At 70.6% G+C, this 18,171-nt stretch carries 16 protein-coding genes and 1 tRNA gene; 10 read left to right on the forward strand and 7 right to left on the reverse strand.

Translation table 11 applies throughout. The features are described 5' to 3' along the window. The first annotated feature begins 97 nt into the window (after positions 1 to 97). From ACZ4UB_RS19550 to ACZ4UB_RS19575, 6 genes are all read left to right on the forward strand, one after another. Entirely contained in the window at positions 98 to 535 is a 438-nt protein-coding gene (locus ACZ4UB_RS19550) for a hypothetical protein (RefSeq protein WP_468071667.1), read from the forward strand. A gap of 986 nt (positions 536 to 1,521) precedes the next feature. Further along, positions 1,522 to 2,754 carry a branched-chain amino acid ABC transporter substrate-binding protein gene (locus ACZ4UB_RS19555; protein ID WP_354383326.1) on the forward strand — a complete coding sequence of 411 codons (1,233 nt, stop codon included), beginning with the start codon at positions 1,522 to 1,524 and terminating at the stop codon, positions 2,752 to 2,754. A 91-nt stretch (positions 2,755 to 2,845) separates the two neighbouring features. Further along, on the forward strand, positions 2,846 to 3,775 hold the full coding sequence (locus tag ACZ4UB_RS19560) for a branched-chain amino acid ABC transporter permease (protein ID WP_467960091.1): 930 nt from the start codon (positions 2,846 to 2,848) through the stop codon (positions 3,773 to 3,775). Next, positions 3,772 to 5,592 carry a branched-chain amino acid ABC transporter permease gene (locus ACZ4UB_RS19565; protein WP_468071669.1) on the forward strand — a complete coding sequence of 607 codons (1,821 nt, stop codon included), beginning with the start codon at positions 3,772 to 3,774 and terminating at the stop codon, positions 5,590 to 5,592. The genes ACZ4UB_RS19560 and ACZ4UB_RS19565 overlap by 4 nt, the downstream gene beginning before the upstream one ends. Positions 5,593 to 5,596: 4 nt before the next feature. Next, positions 5,597 to 6,481, forward strand: a complete 885-nt coding sequence (locus tag ACZ4UB_RS19570) for an ABC transporter ATP-binding protein (RefSeq protein ID WP_354383323.1) — start codon at positions 5,597 to 5,599, stop codon at positions 6,479 to 6,481. Then, complete coding sequence (locus ACZ4UB_RS19575) at positions 6,478 to 7,194, forward strand: ABC transporter ATP-binding protein (protein WP_354383322.1); 717 nt, start codon at positions 6,478 to 6,480, stop codon at positions 7,192 to 7,194. Before ACZ4UB_RS19570 ends, ACZ4UB_RS19575 begins: the two co-directional genes overlap by 4 nt. A gap of 106 nt (positions 7,195 to 7,300) precedes the next feature. On the opposite strand, the gene ACZ4UB_RS19580 is transcribed toward ACZ4UB_RS19575, so the two are convergent. Further along, entirely contained in the window at positions 7,301 to 7,990 is a 690-nt protein-coding gene (locus ACZ4UB_RS19580; RefSeq protein WP_354383321.1) for an ANTAR domain-containing response regulator, read from the reverse strand. A gap of 74 nt (positions 7,991 to 8,064) precedes the next feature. On the opposite strand from ACZ4UB_RS19580, the gene ACZ4UB_RS19585 reads away from it, so the two are divergent. Continuing rightward, positions 8,065 to 8,139: transfer RNA gene (locus ACZ4UB_RS19585), tRNA-Leu, on the forward strand. Positions 8,140 to 8,226: 87 nt separating this feature from the next. On the opposite strand, the gene ACZ4UB_RS19590 is transcribed toward ACZ4UB_RS19585, so the two are convergent. The 3 genes from ACZ4UB_RS19590 to ACZ4UB_RS19600 all read right to left on the reverse strand — a co-directional run bounded on the left by ACZ4UB_RS19590 (position 8,227) and on the right by ACZ4UB_RS19600 (position 11,930). Beyond that, a complete protein-coding gene (locus ACZ4UB_RS19590; protein WP_468071671.1) occupies positions 8,227 to 8,904 on the reverse strand; it encodes a TetR/AcrR family transcriptional regulator in 678 nt (225 codons plus the stop codon). Between the two features lie 152 nt (positions 8,905 to 9,056). Next, positions 9,057 to 9,281 carry a hypothetical protein gene (locus ACZ4UB_RS19595; RefSeq protein WP_468071673.1) on the reverse strand — a complete coding sequence of 75 codons (225 nt, stop codon included), beginning with the start codon at positions 9,279 to 9,281 and terminating at the stop codon, positions 9,057 to 9,059. Positions 9,282 to 9,362: 81 nt separating this feature from the next. Beyond that, entirely contained in the window at positions 9,363 to 11,930 is a 2,568-nt protein-coding gene (locus tag ACZ4UB_RS19600) for an MDR family MFS transporter (RefSeq protein WP_468071675.1), read from the reverse strand. 122 nt (positions 11,931 to 12,052) lie between these two features. On the opposite strand from ACZ4UB_RS19600, the gene ACZ4UB_RS19605 reads away from it, so the two are divergent. Further along, complete coding sequence (locus ACZ4UB_RS19605) at positions 12,053 to 12,583, forward strand: GNAT family N-acetyltransferase (protein WP_468071677.1); 531 nt, start codon at positions 12,053 to 12,055, stop codon at positions 12,581 to 12,583. 9 nt (positions 12,584 to 12,592) lie between these two features. On the opposite strand, the gene ACZ4UB_RS19610 is transcribed toward ACZ4UB_RS19605, so the two are convergent. Continuing rightward, positions 12,593 to 13,210 carry a GNAT family N-acetyltransferase gene (locus tag ACZ4UB_RS19610; protein WP_468071679.1) on the reverse strand — a complete coding sequence of 206 codons (618 nt, stop codon included), beginning with the start codon at positions 13,208 to 13,210 and terminating at the stop codon, positions 12,593 to 12,595. A 49-nt stretch (positions 13,211 to 13,259) separates the two neighbouring features. Between ACZ4UB_RS19610 and ACZ4UB_RS19615 the strand changes: the two genes are divergently transcribed. After that, a complete protein-coding gene (locus tag ACZ4UB_RS19615) occupies positions 13,260 to 13,748 on the forward strand; it encodes an isochorismatase family protein (RefSeq protein WP_468071681.1) in 489 nt (162 codons plus the stop codon). A 101-nt stretch (positions 13,749 to 13,849) separates the two neighbouring features. Here the strand turns inward: ACZ4UB_RS19615 and pyk are convergent, their stop codons facing one another. Together pyk and ACZ4UB_RS19625 are read right to left on the reverse strand one after the other, a co-directional pair. Continuing rightward, positions 13,850 to 15,277, reverse strand: coding sequence for a pyruvate kinase (gene pyk, locus ACZ4UB_RS19620; RefSeq protein ID WP_468071683.1), 1,428 nt, complete (start codon positions 15,275 to 15,277; stop codon positions 13,850 to 13,852). Positions 15,278 to 15,422: 145 nt separating this feature from the next. Further along, positions 15,423 to 16,166 (reverse strand): SIMPL domain-containing protein, encoded by a 744-nt coding sequence (locus ACZ4UB_RS19625; protein WP_468071685.1) that lies wholly within the window; start codon positions 16,164 to 16,166, stop codon positions 15,423 to 15,425. A gap of 155 nt (positions 16,167 to 16,321) precedes the next feature. On the opposite strand from ACZ4UB_RS19625, the gene ACZ4UB_RS19630 reads away from it, so the two are divergent. Beyond that, positions 16,322 to 18,115, forward strand: coding sequence for a bifunctional metallophosphatase/5'-nucleotidase (locus ACZ4UB_RS19630; RefSeq protein WP_468071687.1), 1,794 nt, complete (start codon positions 16,322 to 16,324; stop codon positions 18,113 to 18,115). The last annotated feature ends 56 nt before the right edge of the window (positions 18,116 to 18,171 follow it).

Below are 18,171 nucleotides of genomic sequence, written 5' to 3' on the forward strand. Positions count from 1 at the left end.
CCCCCCCCCCCCCCCCCCCCCCCCCCCCCCCCCCCCCCCCCCCCCCCCCCCCCCCCCCCCCCCCCCCCCCCCCCCCCCCCCCCCCCCCCGCGGCGCCTTGGCAGCCTGCGCCGCGACGCTCCTCGCCGCCGCGCTGACGGGCTGCTCCGGGACCGACCGGGACGCGGGTCACGACACCGCCGCCGGTACGCCGCCGCCCGCGACCGGCGCCACTCCCGCACCGCGGCCCACCCCGCCCGAGGACCTCTGCACCGCGCTGATCACGCACTGGGCCGGCGTGGTGCTGGACGGGGACGGCGCGGGCGACCCCGTGGGCCTGGACTACCAGTCCATGGGCCTGTCCGGCGACCAGAACGAGATCCTGCGGGCCGTGCTCGCCGACGCCCGCGCCGAAGGCCGGGCCAAGGCCCCCGAGGGCGCCGCCGCCGCCGACGCGGCCGCCCGCCGGCTCGCCGCCCGCGAGGCCCGCGAGCGCTGCGCCGCGCACCACCGCTCCGCGGCGACCGCGACGGCGACCGGCGGCCCCTGGGGATGAGCGGCATCGGCCCGGTCGAACCGGGCGAGGGCACCGCGGGCCGGGAGCCCGACGACCTCACGGACGGGCGGGGCGGCGACCTCCCCGAGGGAGCCTCCCCGGGACCCGCCGACGCCCCCCGCGCCCTCCTGGGCCGCGCCCGCGACCGCTACGCCCGCCACCGCCCCGCGGTGGCCGCGCTGGCCCTGCTGGTCGCCCTCGGCCTCGGCGGGGGCTACCTCTACGCCGTGCGGCCCCGGCCGCCCGCGCCCGTACCGGCTCCGCCGCCGGCCGCACCCTCGCAGACCCTGGAGCTGACCTACGGGGAGCCGGAACCGCTGGAAACGACCCCGGCAGGCACTGCCCTCAGGTTCACTGTGCGTGCACGAACGTCCGCCGGACCGCCGGTGACGATCGAGCGGATCGGCCAGCCGTCGCGGGCACTGACGGTCACCGTGCGGCCACCCTCACCCGTCATCGTGGCTGCCGGAGAAGTCCGTGAGGTTGTTGTGGAGATTCACGTGGCGGACTGTGTGCATGTTGCACGGAATGCGGGGCTCCCTTTTCTGGAAGTAACCCTGAGTAATGGATTCCAGAAAGAGGATCACAGTTACATCCTCGGTGACCGATATGCCAGGGATCTTTCCAGCGCTCTGACCAGGGCCTGTCCCGTTGGTCGAGATGTGGGCCCCACACCCGCGTCATGACCAAAACCCTTGAGCAGCCTGGCTTGTAAGGACTTAAACCCTCCGACAGTCCTGCCGCATCTCACCATGCGGACAAGACGAACCGGCCGGAATTCCCCCGTTCCACCCCTACAGATCCGCTATGTATTACGCCGTGGCATAACAAGAGAGTCACATCATTGGCCTGAGCCCTCCATATCGTCCGGTGGGCGGCTTAGAGTCACGGCCAGTTACCGCGACCGCCGGATGCCATTCAGTTCGGTTCCCCGCGTTCGACTCGGCGCGTCCCAGGGGGGACGCGGCGCCAGGAAAGGACTGATCGTGCGTCATCGTTCGCTCATCGCCGTGACGGCCGCCCTCGCCGCGGGCGCTCTCACTCTCACCGCCTGTGGCTCCCGCGACAACAAGTCGGACACCTCCGGCGGCGGCGACGTCACGGTCACCATCGGCGTGGACGCGCCGCTGACCGGTGACCTGTCCGCCCTGGGCCTCGGCATCAAGAACTCGGTCGACCTCGCGGTCAAGACCGCCAACGAGAAGAAGTACGTCAAGGGCGTCACCTTCAAGATCCAGGCGCTCGACGACCAGGCGCAGCCGTCCTCCGGACAGCAGAACGCCACCAAGCTCGTGGCCGACAAGGACGTCCTCGGCGTCGTCGGCCCGCTGAACTCCTCGGTGTCCGAGTCGATGCAGAAGGTCTTCGACGACGCCAAGCTCGCCCAGATCTCCCCGGCCAACACCAGCCCGTCCCTCACCCAGGGTCCGAACTGGGCGACCGGCCAGAAGGTCCGCACCTACAAGAGCTACTTCCGCACCGCCACCACGGACGCCATCCAGGGCCCGTTCGCGGCGCAGTACCTCTTCAACAAGGGGGGCAAGAAGAAGGTCTTCCTCATCGACGACAAGAAGACCTACGGCGCCGGTCTGGCCGCCACCTTCAAGGGCGAGTTCACCAAGCTCGGCGGCGCGGTCGCCGGCGAGGGCCACATCGACCCGGAGTCCAAGGACTTCTCGGCGATCGTGACGCAGGTCAAGAACTCCGGCGCCGACGTCGTCTACTACGGTGGCGAGTACCCGGCCGCCGGCCCGCTCAGCAAGCAGATCAAGGCCGCGGGCGCCAACATCCCGCTCGTCGGTGGCGACGGCATCTTCGACAAGAAGTTCGTCGACCTGGCCGGCCCCGCCGCCGCGGGTGACATGGCGACCTCGGTCGGTGCGCCCGTCGAGACCCTGCCGTCCGCCACGGAGTTCATCGCGAACTACAAGAAGGCCGGCTTCAAGGACCCGTACGCGGCCTACGGCGGCTACTCGTACGACTCCGCCTGGGCGATCATCGAGGCCGTCAAGAAGACGGTCGACGCCAACAACGGCAAGCTCCCCGAGGGTGCCCGCGCCAAGGTGCTCGAAGCCGTTCAGGGCGTCTCCTTCGACGGTGTGACCGGCAAGGTCTCCTTCGACGAGTTCGGTGACGCCACCAACAAGCAGCTGACCGTCTACAAGGTCGACGGCCCGGACTTCAAGGCTGTCGAGTCGGGCACCTACCCCGCCAAGTAACCGGCCCGTACCACCTCACTCCTGCCGCGCGGGGCGCGCATCCAGCGCCCCGCGCGGTGTCACATCCGTCGAAAGACTCGGAGGACCTGCGGTGCACGAACTGCCGCAACAGCTGGTCAACGGCCTGCTACTGGGATCCATGTACGGGCTCGTCGCCATCGGCTACACGATGGTTTATGGCATTGTCCAGCTCATCAACTTCGCGCACGGCGAGATCTTCATGACCGGTGGCTTCGGCGCCTTCACGGTCTGGTCGATCCTCCCCTCGGGCACCACCATGTGGATCGCGCTGCCCCTCATGCTCATAGGCGCTGTCATCGTGGCGACCCTCTTCGCCGTCGGAGCCGAACGCTTCGCCTACCGCCCCCTGCGGAACGCTCCCCGCCTGGCCCCGCTCATCACCGCCATCGGCCTCTCGCTCGCCCTCCAGCAGGCGGTCTGGGCCTGGTACCCGGACGCGAAGTCCTCCATCGTTTTCCCCGAGATCTCCGGCGGACCCTTCAACATCGGCGACGTCACCATCCAGACCGGTGACGTGTTCCTGCTGATCGCCGCTCCGATCTCGATGGCCTTCCTCGGCTACTTCGTCCTCAAGACCCGCACCGGACGCGGTATGCAGGCCACCGCGCAGGACCCGGACACCGCCAAGCTCATGGGCATCAACACCGACCGCATCATCACGGTCGCGTTCGCCCTCGGCGCCGTGTTCGCCGCCGTCGGAGCCGTCGCGTACGGCCTCAAGTACGGCGAGATCAACTACAAGATGGGCTTCCTGCTCGGCCTCAAGGCCTTCACCGCGGCCGTCCTCGGTGGCATCGGCAACATCTACGGCGCGATGATCGGCGGCCTCGTCCTCGGTCTCGCCGAGACCATGGCCACGGCCTACATCGCCGACATCCCCGGCTTCCACCAGCTGGGCGGTCAGACCTGGGGCAACACCTGGGCGTTCGTACTCCTCATCCTCGTGCTGCTCTTCCGGCCCCAGGGCCTGCTGGGCCAGCGCGTGGCGGACAGGGCGTGACAACCATGACGACCAACACCGCGGACATCCCGCAGACCGCCGCTGCCCGGGGCTTCGTTCCCCTCCCCGAGAAGACGGGCCGCGCCCTCGCCACCGTCGGCGGCGCGCTCACCGCCCTCTCCGCCTTCCTCTCCTGGACCTGGACCGCCGCGTTCCCCGGGGACCTCACCTTCTACGGCTCCCCCGCGGGCCTGCAGTGGCTGGTCCTCGTCGGCGGCCTGATGACCGCCCTCTTCGGCCTCGCGTCGTACGGGGTCAAGGGCCTGGGCTGGATCGCCCCGGCCGGTGCCGACGCGGCGATCAAGCTCTCCGCCCTCGCCGCCTTCGCCACCGCCTGGTACACGATCATCGCGATCATCAGCAAGCTCGGCCACCTCGTGGACCTGGAGCCCGGCGGCTTCTTCCTCGCGGTCGTGAGCCTGCTCGCCCTGGTGGGCGCCCTGGCGCTGCCCTTCGAGCGGGCGGTCCCCGAGACCCCCGACCCCGAGGACAGCGGCTGGGACAACTTCAAGCTGGACTGCCGCAACCAGTGGGCCAACGTCAAGGCCGCCTTCGCCAACGGGCCGGTCCGGCCGGCCAAGGCGCTGCCCGCCTACCTGGAGATCCTGCTCATCGCGGCCCTCCTGGGCGTCGCCCTCGGCGTCTTCACCTTCGGCATCGGCACCCCGTACCAGGAACTCTTCATCGGCTTCCTGATCACCGCGAGCTTCGGTTTCGCCGCGCTCAACAAGGCCGGCCTCATCGCCCGCTTCTCGGCGATCACCGGTCGCCACCGCAACGTCGCCCTCATCGGGGCGTTCGTCGCCGCCGCGGCCTTCCCCTTCACGCAGACCGACGACCAGTACGCGACCCTCGGCGTCAACATCCTCATCTTCGCCACCGTCGCCCTGGGCCTGAACATCGTCGTCGGCCTCACCGGCCTCCTCGACCTCGGTTACGTCGCCTTCCTCGGCGTCGGCGCCTACACCGCGGCCCTGGTCTCCGGTTCGCCCAACTCGCCCTTCGGCGTGCACCTGCCCTTCTGGGCCGCGCTCCTCATCGGCGCCGCCGCCTCGATGATCTTCGGCGTGCTGATCGGCGCCCCGACCCTGCGACTGCGCGGCGACTACCTCGCCATCGTGACGCTCGGCTTCGGTGAGATCTTCCGGATCTCGATGAACAACCTCGACGGCATCTCCGGCCCGGACGTCACCAACGGTCCCAACGGCATCTCCTCGATCCCGAACGTGGACCTCTTCGGCTTCGACTTCGGCGCCGAACACACCATCGCCGGATTCACCATCGGCCGCTTCGCGAACTACTTCCTGCTGATGCTGATCATCACCCTCGTCGTGGTGATGGTCTTCCGCCGCAGCTCGGAGTCCCGCATCGGTCGCGCCTGGGTCGCCATCCGCGAGGACGAGACCGCCGCCGAGGCCATGGGCATCAACGGCTTCCGCGTCAAGCTCATCGCCTTCGCCCTCGGCGCCACCCTGGCCGGTCTGGCCGGTGCCGTTCAGGCCCACGTCCAGTACACCGTGACGCCCGAGCAGTACGTCTTCGCCAACACGGTCCCGCCGAACTCCGCGTTCCTGCTCGCCGCCGTGGTCCTGGGCGGCATGGGAACGATCGCCGGCCCCCTGATCGGTGGCTCGCTGCTCTTCCTGCTGCCGAACAAGCTCCAGTTCATGGGCGACAAGCAGCTGCTCATCTTCGGGCTCGCGCTCATCGTCCTGATGCGCCTGCGCCCCGAAGGCATCATCCCCAACCGGCGCAACCAGCTCGAACTCCACGAGGACATGGAAGCGCCCACGGTCCTCGGCAAGGCAGGGGTCTGAACCCATGACGACCACCACCACCGACGCCCCCGCCGCCAGCACGGCGGAGACCGTCCTGGACGCGCGCGGCGTCACGATGCGCTTCGGCGGCCTCACGGCCGTCCGCAACGTCGACCTCACCGTCAAGAGCGGCGAGATCGTCGGCCTCATCGGCCCCAACGGCGCCGGCAAGACCACCTTCTTCAACTGCCTCACCGGCCTCTACATCCCCACCGAGGGTGAGGTCCGGTACAAGGGCACGGTCCTGCCGCCCAAGTCGTACAAGGTCACCGCGGCCGGTATCGCCCGTACCTTCCAGAACATCCGTCTCTTCAACAACATGACGGTGTTGGAGAACGTCCTGGTCGGCCGGCACACCCGGACCAAGCAGGGGCTGTGGTCCTCGCTGCTGCGCCTGCCCGGCTTCCACCGCGAGGAGGCCGCCAGCCGCGAGAAGGCCCTCGAACTCCTGGAGTTCATCGGTCTGGCCCACAAGGCCGAGCACCTCGCGCGCAACCTGCCCTACGGCGAGCAGCGCAAGCTGGAGATCGCCCGCGCCCTCGCGAGCGACCCCGGCCTGATCCTGCTCGACGAGCCCACCGCGGGCATGAACCCGCAGGAGACCCGGGCGACGGAAGAGCTGATCTTCGCCATCCGGGACCAGGGCATCGCCGTTCTCGTCATCGAGCACGACATGCGCTTCATCTTCAACCTCTGCGACCGCGTCGCCTGCCTCGTGCAGGGCGAGAAGCTCATCGAGGGCACCGCGGCCGAGGTCCAGGGCGACGAGCGCGTCGTCGCCGCCTACCTGGGCGAGCCCTTCGAAGGCGCCCCCGGCGCCGAGGAAGTCGCCGAGGTCGAGGCCGCCGAGGCGCACAGCACCACCAGCACGGACGGAGAAGCCAAGTGACCGCACTCCTCGAGGTCGAGGACCTCCGGGTCGCCTACGGCAAGATCGAAGCCGTCAAGGGCATCTCGTTCAGCGTCGAGGCCGGCCAGATCGTCACCCTCATCGGTACCAACGGTGCGGGCAAGACGACCACCCTGCGGACCCTGTCGGGCCTGATCAAGCCGCGCGGCGGCCAGATCCGCTTCAACGGCAAGTCGCTGAAGAAGACCCCCGCGCACGACATCGTCGCGCTCGGGCTCGCCCACTCCCCCGAGGGGCGGCACATCTTCCCGCGCATGACGATCGAGGACAACCTCCTCCTCGGCGCCTTCCTGAGCAAGGACAAGGAAGGCATCCAGAAGGACGTCCAGCGCGCCTACGAGCTGTTCCCCATCCTGGGCGAGCGGCGCAAGCAGGCCGCGGGCACCCTCTCGGGCGGCGAGCAGCAGATGCTGGCGATGGGTCGCGCGCTGATGTGCCGGCCGAAGCTGCTGATGCTGGACGAGCCGTCCATGGGCCTCTCGCCGATCATGATGCAGAAGATCATGGCGACCATCGCCGAGCTCAAGGCGGCGGGCACCACGATCCTGCTGGTCGAGCAGAACGCGCAGGCCGCGCTCTCGCTCGCCGACCAGGGCCACGTCATGGAGATCGGCAAGATCGTCCTGTCCGGCCCGGGCCGCGAGCTGCTCGTCAACGAGGACGTCCGCAAGGCGTACCTCGGCGAGGACTGATCCGACCGACCTGACATACAACGCAGGTGGCCCGCCCCGAATGTTCGGGGCGGGCCACCTGCGTTGCGGGGGGGGTGCGGGGCCGGCCCGTGGCCGCCCCGGCCGGCTAGTCCTTGGCCGCCGCCGCGGCGTTCTTCTTCTCCTCGGCGTCCTCGATGACCGCCTCGGCGACCTGCTGCATCGACATGCGGCGGTCCATGGAGGTCTTCTGGATCCAGCGGAAGGCGGCGGGCTCGGTCAGGCCGTACTGCGTCTGCAGGATGCTCTTGGCGCGGTCCACGAGCTTGCGGGTCTCCAGCCGGAGCGAGAGGTCGGCGACCTCCTTCTCCAGGGCGCGCAGCTCGGCGAAGCGGGACACGGCCATCTCGATGGCGGGGACCACGTCGCTCTTGGAGAACGGCTTGACCAGGTACGCCATGGCCCCTGCGTCCCGGGCCCGCTCGACGAGGTCGCGCTGCGAGAAGGCCGTCAGCATCAGGACCGGGGCGATCGACTCCTCGGCGATCACCTCGGCGGCGGAGATCCCGTCCAGGACGGGCATCTTCACGTCCAGGATGACGAGGTCGGGCCGGTGCTCGCGGGCCAGTTCCACGGCGCGCTGACCGTCCCCGGCCTCGCCGACGACGGCGTAGCCCTCCTCCTCCAGCATCTCTTTCAGGTCGAGCCGGATGAGCGCCTCGTCCTCGGCGATGACGACGCGGGTCGTCAGCGGCGGGACATGCGACTGGTCGGCGTCGACGGGTGTGGGCGACGACTCGTGCTCGGCGGTCACGGAGGGCTCCTCGTTGCGGGGCATAACAGCTCCCCTGAGCCTACCTAGCTCCTGTAAGGTGGTCTCGCGCAGGGTTCGTTGAGTCCTTCGTTTCGTAGGCCCCAGTACTCCAACTGGTCAGAGAGGCCGCTCTCAAACAGCGGACAGTGTGGGTTCGAATCCCACCTGGGGCACTTTCCTTACATTCCATGGTCGCGCGACTTCGCGGCCATTAGCTCACCTGAGCGAATTCGACCGCGCTGTCGGTCACTCTGGGCTGTCTACCCGCCCACCTCCCCCCGCACGGCAGCCCCGTGCGCATCACTTCCCACGAGTCCGTGGACGACCGCGGCCGCATGGGCCGCGCCCTCGGCGCGGGCCGGCGGGGCCCCCATGACCAGGAGCCGGTACCAGAAGGGGCCGAGGACGAGGTCGGCGGCGCGCTCGACGTCGGTCGCCGCGGGGACCTCCTCGCGCACGACGGCGCGGGCGAGGAGGGCGAGGACCACCTCGCGCTGGTCCCCGACCCAGGCCCGGAAGGGCGCGGCGGAGCCGGGGTCGAGCTGGGCCTCGGCCGCGAGGCCGGCGAGCGCGCGGGCGCGGACGGGGTCGGCGGCCGCGTCGTGGAGGGCGGCGAGGAACGCGGCGAGGTCACCCGCGAGGGAACCCGTGTCGGGTTCCGGGGCGGGGGCCGGGGCGGGGGCCGGGGCGGAGCCGGGATCAGGGGCGGGGGCGGGGGCGGTCGCATGGAACGAGGCGTCCATGACGAGTTCCGGCTTGGTCTTCCACCAGCGGTAGACCGTGCTCTTGGCGACGTTGGCCCGCTTGGCGACGCCCTCGATGGTGAGGGCTCCGTAGCCGTTCTCCAGGAGGAGCGCGGCGGTGGCCTCTAGGACGGATCGATGGGCTTCCTCGTTGCGGAGGCGGCCACCGGTACGGGGGGTGGAGTTGGTTGACACGGCTTCACGATAGCCGCTACCGTTTATCGAAACGCTGCGTAGCGTTTCGATAGGGACTGCGAACGGCGAACAACGAACACCGAACAACCAACAGCGGTGCGGACAGGACGCGTACGGGACGGGGGCACAGTGATGAACGGAAGCGTGATCGCTCAGGAGCATTGGTACGAGGCCACGGGCGAGGAGTTCGCCGAGGCCGGCCAGGAGGTGCGCATCCCCAACTTCCCGGCGGCCGATGCGTGGCTGGGGAGCGCGGAGGCGGCGGCGCGGCCTCGGCGACCGCGGGGGTGCCCGGAGCGGGCCACCGTGGCCGAGAGGGTGTGCGCCGGGATGGTGCCGGGGGCCGCTGCGGGCGGGCCGGGGCGCGTGACGCCCACGCCGTTCTTCTCGGCGGGGCGGAGGGGGGACCGGAGCCTGAGGGCCGCGGCCGGGGCCCTCCCCCGCATACGGGACCGGGATCAGGCCGGGCTGGAGGCGGAGCCGGAGGAGGCGTCGAGCCGGGCCGGCCGGGCCGTGATCAGTACGGCGGCGAGCAGGGCCGCGAGCAGGGTGGCACCGCAGGCCCACCACAGGCCGGTCGTGTAGCCGCGCAGCAGCTCGTCACGGATGTGCACGGACGCCATCGACGCGTTGGCGCGGGCCCCTTGGATCCGGCTCGCGATCAGGGCGCTGAGCATGGCCGCGCCGATCGCCAGGCCCACTTGGTGAGCCGCGTGGATGACGGCCGAGGCCCCACCGGAGTGCTGCGCGGCGCCCTCGGTCGCGACGGTGAAGATCGCCGTGACGAACAGGCCCGAGCCGAGGCCCACGAGCAGGATGCCGGGCAGGACCGTCGCCCCGTAGGCGCCGTCGCCCGCGAGAGCGGCGAGCAGCGCCAGTCCCGCGGCCGTGCCGACCAGACCCGCGACGATCACCACGCGTGCTGCCGCGCGCCGTAGCAGCCGGGGGGCGATCAGCGTGGCGGCGATGGCGTTCGCGCCGACCAGGGGCAGCAGATTCAGCCCGGCGGCGAGCGGGGAGCGGCCCAGCACGGCTTGCAGAGAGAAGCTCAGGGCCACGAAGAGGGTGAAGAGGCCGATGCCGGCCAGGGCCATGGCGAGGAAGGCACCGACGCGGTTGCGGTCGGCGGGCGAGAGCGGGTTCACCGCCCTGCTCTGCCACCGCAGGAAGGCCACGAGCAGGAGGACGCCCCCGAGGAGCAGGATCAGGACGAGAGGAGTGAGGGTCCATCCGCTGGGCTGGTTGCCCAGCAGACCGTAGGACAGCGCGGCGAAGGCGGCCGAGCCGAGGATGACGCCGAGCGGGTCCGGACGCGCCGCGGTGCTCCCCCGGCGGTCGTGCACCAGGGACAGGACACCGATCAAGACGATCACCGAGAGGAGGACGCCGGAGAAGAAGCACCAGCGCCAGCTCAGGCTCTCGACGAGCAGGCCGTTCACGCACAGCCCGAGTGCCGAACCGCTGCCGACGATCGCGCCGTACACACCGAGGGCCCTACCGCGCTCCTTCGGGTCGGTGAAGCCGTTGGCGACCAAGGCGAGCGCGGAAGCCGTCAACAGCGCACCGAAGACGCCCTGGAGGGCGCGGGACCAGACCACCATGTCGACGTCGGCGGCCGCGCCGCCGAGTGCGCAGGCCCCCGCGAAGCCGATCACACCGACGACCAGAGTGCGCTTGCGGCCCAAGAGGTCCGCGAGGTGTCCGCCGATCAGCAACAGGCCGCCGAAGGCCAGGGCGTAGGCGTTGCCCAGGCCGTTCATCTCCTTGGCGGCCAGGTGCAGGTCTGCCTGGATGGCCGGGATCAGGAATCCGAAGCCCGTGACCTGGAGCAGCACCATCAGCTGGGCCAGGGCGATGACGGCCAGGCCCCACCACCGCCGCGGGTGCGGGGGCTCGGAGGCCTGGGGGAAGCCCTGGGGGGACGCGGGCCAGGCGCCGGGAAGTGGGCCCGGCGGCGGGCCGAAGCCTTGCCCGGGGATCATCGGCGAAGGGGGCGTCGGGGCGTACGCGGGGGGCGGGGGCAGCTGTCGGGCCTGCTCCGGTGTTCCCGCGGACGGGACGCGGGGGTCCGGCCGCGCGGCGGGCGACTCGGCGGGGGCTTCGGCGCGGTCGCCGGCGGGGGCGCCCGCGGGGGCGAAGTCCAGGAGTTCGGCGGCGTGCCGGCCGAGTTGGGCCAGGACCGCGCCGGGCAGCCACTCCCCCTCCTGCTCGGCGGCCGTGCGCTCGGCCACCTCCTCGGGGGTGGGCCGCTGGGTCGGGTCCTTGTGCAGGCACGCGCGGACCAGCTCGACGAGCGAGTCCGGCACGCCGGTCAGGTCCGCCTCCTCCTCCGCGATCCGGAAGAGGTGGGCGTTCAGCCCGGTGTCGGTCGCGCCGAAGAGCAGGCGCCCGGTGGCCGCGTAGACGAGGACGGCGCCCAGGCAGAAGACGTCGCTGGCGGGGGTGAGTTCGAGCCCGCGGACCTGTTCCGGCGACATGAAGCCGGGCGATCCGATCAGCATGCCGGTGTGCGTGTGCAGGCTGTCCCCGGCCAGGCTGTCCATGGCCCGCGCGATGCCGAAGTCGATGACGCGCGGGGCGTCGACGGTGACGAGGACGTTGGAGGGCTTCAGGTCCCGGTGGATCAGCCCGACCTCGTGCACGGCGCGCAGGGCGAGGGCGAGGCGGTTGGCGAGGGTGTGGACGGACCGCTCGGGCAGCGGGCCGTAGTCCTTGGCGACCACGGTCTGCAGGTCGGGGCCCGGGATGTACTGGGTGGCCACCCAGGGGATCGCGGCCTCGGGGTCGGCGTCGAGGACGGCCGCGGTCCAACTGCCGCCCACCCGCCGCGCGGCGGCGACCTCGCGCGCGAAGCGCCTGCGGAATTCAGGGTGCCCGGCGAACTCGGCCTGCACCACCTTCACGGCCACGGTGCGTCCGCCCTCGGAGCGGCCCAGGTAGACCAGGCCCATACCGCCCGCGCCCAGCCGGGCGATCAGTCGGTAGGGCCCTATGCGGGTCGGGTCTTCGGCGATCAGCTGGTCCACGGAAGAAAGATAGTCCAACCCCCCAACCGAACAAGGGATTCGGGGTGTTGCGGCGACCGTTGACGGTGCTCGGTCGGGATATTCGCTGGTCGCCGCTTGTTGGGGGTGGTCATACTGCCGCGATGGATCCAGTGACGCTCAAGACCGACCGTCTGCTGCTGCGGGCCTTCACGACTGCCGACGTGGATGCGGTGTACGAAGCCTGCCAGGACCAGGACATCCAGCTCTACACCCCGGTGCCGGTGCCCTACCGGCGTGCGGACGCGGAGAAGCTCGTCGGCGAGACGCTGCCCGCCCAGTGGGCCGAGGACAAGGACTACACCCTCGGCGCCTTCCGCGAGGACACCGGCGCCCTGGTCGGCTCGTACTGCCTCACCCTCATCAGCCGCGGCGTCTGGGAGCTCGGCTACTGGGCGGTCAGGGAGCAGCGCGGACGCGGGTACTCGGTGGAGGCCGCTCGGGCCCTGTGCGACTGGGGCTGGGCCACGCTCGACGTGCACCGCATCGAGTGGTGGGCCATGGCCGGGAACACCGGCTCGCGTGCCGTCGCCGAGAAGCTCGGCTTCACCCTCGAAGGGACACTGCGCAATCGCGGCATCGCCAACGACGGCGAGCCGCACGACTGGTGGGTGGGCGGCCTGCTGAGGCCCTGACGCCCGGGCCTAGGCTCCGGCAGCCGGGAGGGGTTCGCGCCACATGCCCCACAGCACGGGGCCGCCGCCCGGTAGCGGGACCTCGGCCCGGACCCGGAAGCCGAAGTGCTCGTAGACCGGGAGGTTGGCCGGCTTGGAGGACTCCAAGTAGGCCGGCAGGCCCGCCGCGTCGGCCTTGGCCAGTCCCGAGCGCAGCAGGGCGGCGCCGTGCCCCTGGCCCTGGGCGGCGGGGTCGACGCCGATGAGGGCGAGGTACCAGTGGGGTTCCTGCGGGGTGTGCGCGGCGGCGGCTCCGACGGCCTCCCCGAAGGCGTCGGCCCGATCGCCGAGGATGCTCCGCAGTTCCGCGATGGTCCCGGCGTCGGGAACGGCCTTGTCCCCGGCCTCGGGGGCCACCCAGAAGGAGGCGGCCGACGCGGTGCGCTCGCACACGCCGTGGTGGACGTACTGCCGGGTGAAGAGGGTGGTGAAGTAGCGGCCCAGCGACTCCTCGCGGGAGACGTCGTCGGGGAAGAACCAGCGCATCATCGGGTCGTCGTCGAAGGCGCGGGTCAGGATGCGGCTGACGAGGGGAGCGTCTTCGATCGTGGCCGTTTCGGGCGTGTTCGTCATCGACATACAGGCCATTCTGCACATGATGATCTTGAGCGTGGTGCCGGGGTCCTACGATCGCACCATGGCCAGCGCACTGATCCTCATCGACCTGATGCCCCGCATCATCGCCCTCCCCCTCGCGCCGTACTCCGGTGAGGACGTGCTCGCGCGCTGCCGCGCCCTGGCCGAGGGGTTCCGGGCGGCCGGGCGGCCCGTGGTGCTGGTGCGGGTCGACCGCCCGGGCGTCACCGAGCAGCCGCCGGGCAGCGGATTCGCCGACGGGCTGGTGCGGGAGGGCGACGTCGTGGTGGTCAAGCGCACGGTCGGCGCGTTCTACGGCACCGGGCTGGACGAGCGGTTGCGCGCGCTCGGCGTGGACACCCTGGTGATGGCCGGGCTCGTCACGACGATGGGCGTCGAATCCACCGCCCGGGCCGCCTCCGACCACGGCTACGAGCTGGAGTTCGTGGCCGACGCGATGTCCGGGCTGGCGGCGGACGAGCACGAGTTCGCGGTGCGGCGGACCTTCCCGCGCTTCGGCGAGGTGCGGAGCACCGCCGACTACCGCTGACCCGCCGACCCGCTGCCCCGCCGACCAGGACGGCCGACCGCCCCGCGCACCGTACGAGCAGGGCGGGGCGGGACATCAGCGGACGGCGTCAGCGCACCGCGTCACTGAACGGCGTCGCCGATGTGGTGGATGCGGACGAGGTTGGTCGAGCCGGGGACGCCGGGGGGCGAGCCGGCGGTGATCACGACCACGTCGCCGGGCACGCAGCGGCCGATCCGCAGCAGCTCCTCGTCGACCTGGGCGACCATCGCGTCCGTGGAGTCGACGTGCGGCCCGAGGAAGGTCTCCACGCCCCAGGTGAGGTTGAGCTGGGAGCGGGTCGCCTGGTCCGGGGTGAAGGCCAGCAGCGGGATGGGCGAGCGGTAGCGGGAGAGCCGGCGCACGGTGTCGCCGCTCTGGGTGAAGGCGACGAGGAACTTCGCCCCGAGGAAGTCGCCCATCTCCGCGGCGGCCCGGGCGACGGCACCGCCCTGGGTGCGGGGCTTGTTCCGGTCGGTGAGCGGGGGCAGGCCCTTGGCGAGGATGTCCTCCTCGGCGGCCTCGACGATGCGGGCCATGGTGCGGACGGTCTCGATGGGGTACTTCCCGACGCTCGTCTCGCCGGAGAGCATGACCGCGTCGGTGCCGTCGATGACGGCGTTGGCGACGTCGGAGGCCTCCGCGCGCGTGGGCCGGGAGTTGTCGATCATCGAGTCGAGCATCTGGGTAGCGACGATGACCGGCTTGGCGTTGCGCTTGGCGAGCTTCACCGCGCGCTTCTGCACGATCGGGACCTGCTCCAGCGGCATTTCGACGCCGAGGTCACCGCGGGCGACCATGATGCCGTCGAAGGCGGCGACGATGTCGTCGATGTTCTCGACGGCCTGCGGCTTCTCGATCTTGGCGATGACGGGGAGGCGGCGCCCCTCCTCGTCCATGACGCGGTGGACGTCCTCGATGTCGCGGCCGCTGCGGACGAACGAGAGCGCGATGACGTCGGCGCCGGTGCGCAGGGCCCACCGGAGGTCGTCGATGTCCTTCTCGGACAGGGCGGGGACGGAGACGGCGACGCCGGGGAGGTTCAGCCCCTTGTGGTCGGAGACCATTCCGCCTTCGACGACGAGGGTGCGGACGTGCGGGCCGTCGACCCCGGTGACTTCGAGGGTGACGCGGCCGTCGTCGACGAGGATGCGCTCGCCGGTGGTGACGTCGTGGGAGAGGCCCTTGTACGTGGTGCCGCAGGTGTGGCGGTCGCCCTCGTGCTCCTCGACGGTGATCGTGAACTCGTCGCCGCGTTCAAGGAGTACGGGTCCTTCACGGAAGCGGCCGAGGCGAATCTTCGGACCTTGAAGGTCGGCGAGGATTCCGACGCTGCGGCCGGTTTCGTCGGAAGCCTTGCGCACCCGGTGGTAGCGCTCCTCGTGCTCGGCGTAGGTGCCGTGGCTGAGGTTGAAGCGGGCGATGTCCATTCCGGCTTCGACCAGGGCTTTGATCTGGTCGTATGAGTCGGTGGCGGGGCCCAGGGTACATACGATTTTCGCTCGGCGCATGGGCTGAGCGTATGCCCCTACCGGGGAGTAGAGAATTGGTTCCGGGTGTCCACTCAACAACCAATGGGCAAAAGCTTGTTGACAATTATTGAATGTGCACGGGGGTGCTCTGATGAGCACCCCCGCAAGGGCGTTCGCACGGTTCTCAGAGCTGCGGCGCGGTCATCGTGAAGCGGGCGTTCACCTGGGCGTAGACGGTCTGCCGCTGGGGTTCGAGGTCGAGCGCCGGCGCGTGCTCCTCGGGGGCCCCGCCGTAGGCCATGGAGCGCATGGCGCTGCCGGGCGCCGCCATCAGCCGCGGCCCGGCGTCCTCGGCACCGAGGTCCGCGAGTTCGACGAGGGAGGCGAGGCCCGCGCCGAGGGCCTCGGCGTATTCGCGGGCGCGCTTGACCGCTTCGAGCACGGCCTGGCGCCGGGCCCGGCCGTGGGCCGGCGAGTCGGGCCGCAGGGCCCACCAAGGTCCGTCCACACGAGTGAGTTCGAGGTCGGCGAGGCGGGTGGTGAGTTCGCCCAATGCGGTGAAGTCGGAGAGTTCGGCGGTGATCAGGACCCGGCCGTGGTAGGCCCGGACCCGTTCGCCGCGGCCCTGGCGGGTGAGTTCGGGGGTGATCGAGAAGGCGCCGGTTTCGAGCTTCTCGACCTCGTCGCCGTAGCTCTTGACCAGGTCGAGGACCGCGTTGTTGCGTCGGGTGAGGTCTTCGAGGGCGCCCCGGCGGTCCACGCCGCGCGCGCTGACCGTGATGCCGATGCGGGCGATCTCGGGGTCCACCTCGATGCGGGCCTCGCCGCGGACGGCGACCCGCGGGACGTCGGGGGTGCCGTACGGCAGCGGGGTTCCCTGCGCCGGCGGGGCTGCGTAGGACTGGGGCGTTGCGTCGTCGTCGCTCATGGTTTCACTCTCGCACTGTCGCCCGTTCGGGGCTGGTCATCGGATCGAAACCTGCCAGGGGTGTTGTCGGGCGACGTCGACGGGTCAGAATCTACGCGCGTTATCTACGCGCGTTGTTCACGCCTTACAAGGCACGCCTCACAAGGGGAGATGGCATGGCGTTCGACCGAAGGACGTTCCTGGGGACCACGGCCGCGACGGGAGCCGCGGTGGCGTTGACGGGGACCGCGGTCACCCCGGCGGCCGCCGCGCAGCAGCCCCGGCCGCCGCGCACCTACGCGTTCACCGTGATGGGGACGACCGACCTGCACGGCAACGTCTTCAACTGGGACTACTTCACGGACAAGGAGTTCGACGACAAGGCGCACAACGACGTCGGTCTGGCGAAGATCTCCACCCTGGTGAACCAGGTCCGCAAGGAGAAGGGTCGGCAGAACACCCTGTTGATCGATGCGGGTGACACGATCCAGGGCACCCAGCTGTCCTACTACTACGCCAAGGTGGACCCGATCACCGCGCGCCGCGGTCCGGTGCACCCGATGGCGCAGGCGATGAACGCGATCGGCTACGACGCGGCGGCCCTGGGCAACCACGAGTTCAATTACGGGATTCCGGTCCTGCGCAAATTCGAGGAGCAGTGCGACTTCCCGCTGCTCGGGGCGAACGCGCTGGACGCGAAGACGCTGCGCCCGGCGTTCCCGCCGTACAGCATGCACCGCATCTGTACGCCGCACGGTCCGGACGTGAAGGTGGCGGTGCTGGGTCTGACCAACCCGGGGATAGCCATCTGGGACAAGGCGAACGTGCAGGGGAAGATGACCTTCCCGGGTCTGGAGGAGCAGGCGGCGAAGTACGTGCCGCGGCTGCGTTCGCTGGGCGCCGACGTCGTGATCGTCTCGGCGCACTCGGGTTCGAGCGGTACGTCGAGCTACGGCGACCAGCTGCCCCACATCGAGAACGCGGCCGGCCTGGTGGCCGAGCAGGTGCCGGGGATCGACGCGATCCTGGTGGGCCACGCGCACACGGAGATCCCGGAGTACCGGGTGAAGAACAAGGCGACCGGCAAGGACGTGGTGCTGTCCGAGCCGCTCAAGTGGGGCCAGCGCCTGACCCTGTTCGACTTCGAGCTGACCTGGGCGAAGGGCCGTTGGTCGGTGGCGAAGGTCGCGGCGCGGGTGCTGAACTCCAACACCGCGGTGGAGGACCCGAAGATCGTCGCCCTGCTGTCGGACGAGCACCGCAAGGTGGTGTCGTACGTCAACCAGGTCATCGGCACCTCGCTGCGGGCGATGTCCTCGGCGGAGGGCCCCTTCAAGGACGTGGCGATCATCGACCTGATCAGCCACGTGCAGGCGGAGACGGTGAAGACGGCGCTGACGGGCACGGAGTGGGCGGCGCTGCCGGTCCTCTCCCAGGCCTCGTGCTTCTCGCGGACGGCGGCGATCCCGGCCGGCCAGGTGACGATCAAGGACGCGGCCGGCCTGTACCCCTTCGAGAACACGCTGGAAGCGCGGCTGCTGACCGGCGCGCAGCTGAAGGACTACCTGGAGTTCTCGGCGAAGTACTACGCGCGGACGGCGCCGGGCGACCCGGTGGACCTCACGAAGCTGACCAACGCGGAGAACATCCCGGACTACAACTACGACGCGGTGTACGGCGTGACCTACGACATCGACATCGCGCAGCCCGCCGGGTCCCGGATCACCGGGCTGTCCTTCCAGGGCAAGCCGGTCGACCCGGCGGCGCAGTTCGTGCTGGCGGTCAACAACTACCGGGCCTCGGGCGGCGGCAACTTCCCGCACGTGCCGAAGTCCAAGCAGCTGTGGGCCAACTCGGAGGAGATCCGCAACACCATCATCCAGTGGGTGAAGGCCAAGGGCACCGTCGACCCGGCGCAGTTCGCGGCGGTGGACTGGCGCCTGACGCGGGCCGGCGTGCCGGTCTTCTGAGCGGAACCCGACGGGGCGGCGGGGGTGGTGGTGCGCGGGACTCCCACCCCCGCCCC

This window comes from Streptomyces sp. NPDC028419 (assembly GCF_055565515.1).

Excerpts from the sequence above, each read along its gene's own strand:
- pyk (WP_468071683.1), bottom strand. The coding sequence starts at position 15,277 with ATGCGCCGAGCGAAAATCGTATGTACCCTGGGCCCCGCCACCGACTCA.
- ACZ4UB_RS19610 (WP_468071679.1), bottom strand. The coding sequence starts at position 13,210 with ATGGCCTGTATGTCGATGACGAACACGCCCGAAACGGCCACGATCGAA.
- ACZ4UB_RS19580 (WP_354383321.1), bottom strand. The coding sequence starts at position 7,990 with ATGCCCCGCAACGAGGAGCCCTCCGTGACCGCCGAGCACGAGTCGTCG.
- ACZ4UB_RS19625 (WP_468071685.1), bottom strand. The coding sequence starts at position 16,166 with ATGAGCGACGACGACGCAACGCCCCAGTCCTACGCAGCCCCGCCGGCG.
- ACZ4UB_RS19570 (WP_354383323.1), top strand. The coding sequence starts at position 5,597 with ATGACGACCACCACCACCGACGCCCCCGCCGCCAGCACGGCGGAGACC.
- ACZ4UB_RS19615 (WP_468071681.1), top strand. The coding sequence starts at position 13,260 with ATGGCCAGCGCACTGATCCTCATCGACCTGATGCCCCGCATCATCGCC.
- ACZ4UB_RS19630 (WP_468071687.1), top strand. The coding sequence starts at position 16,322 with ATGGCGTTCGACCGAAGGACGTTCCTGGGGACCACGGCCGCGACGGGA.
- ACZ4UB_RS19605 (WP_468071677.1), top strand. The coding sequence starts at position 12,053 with ATGGATCCAGTGACGCTCAAGACCGACCGTCTGCTGCTGCGGGCCTTC.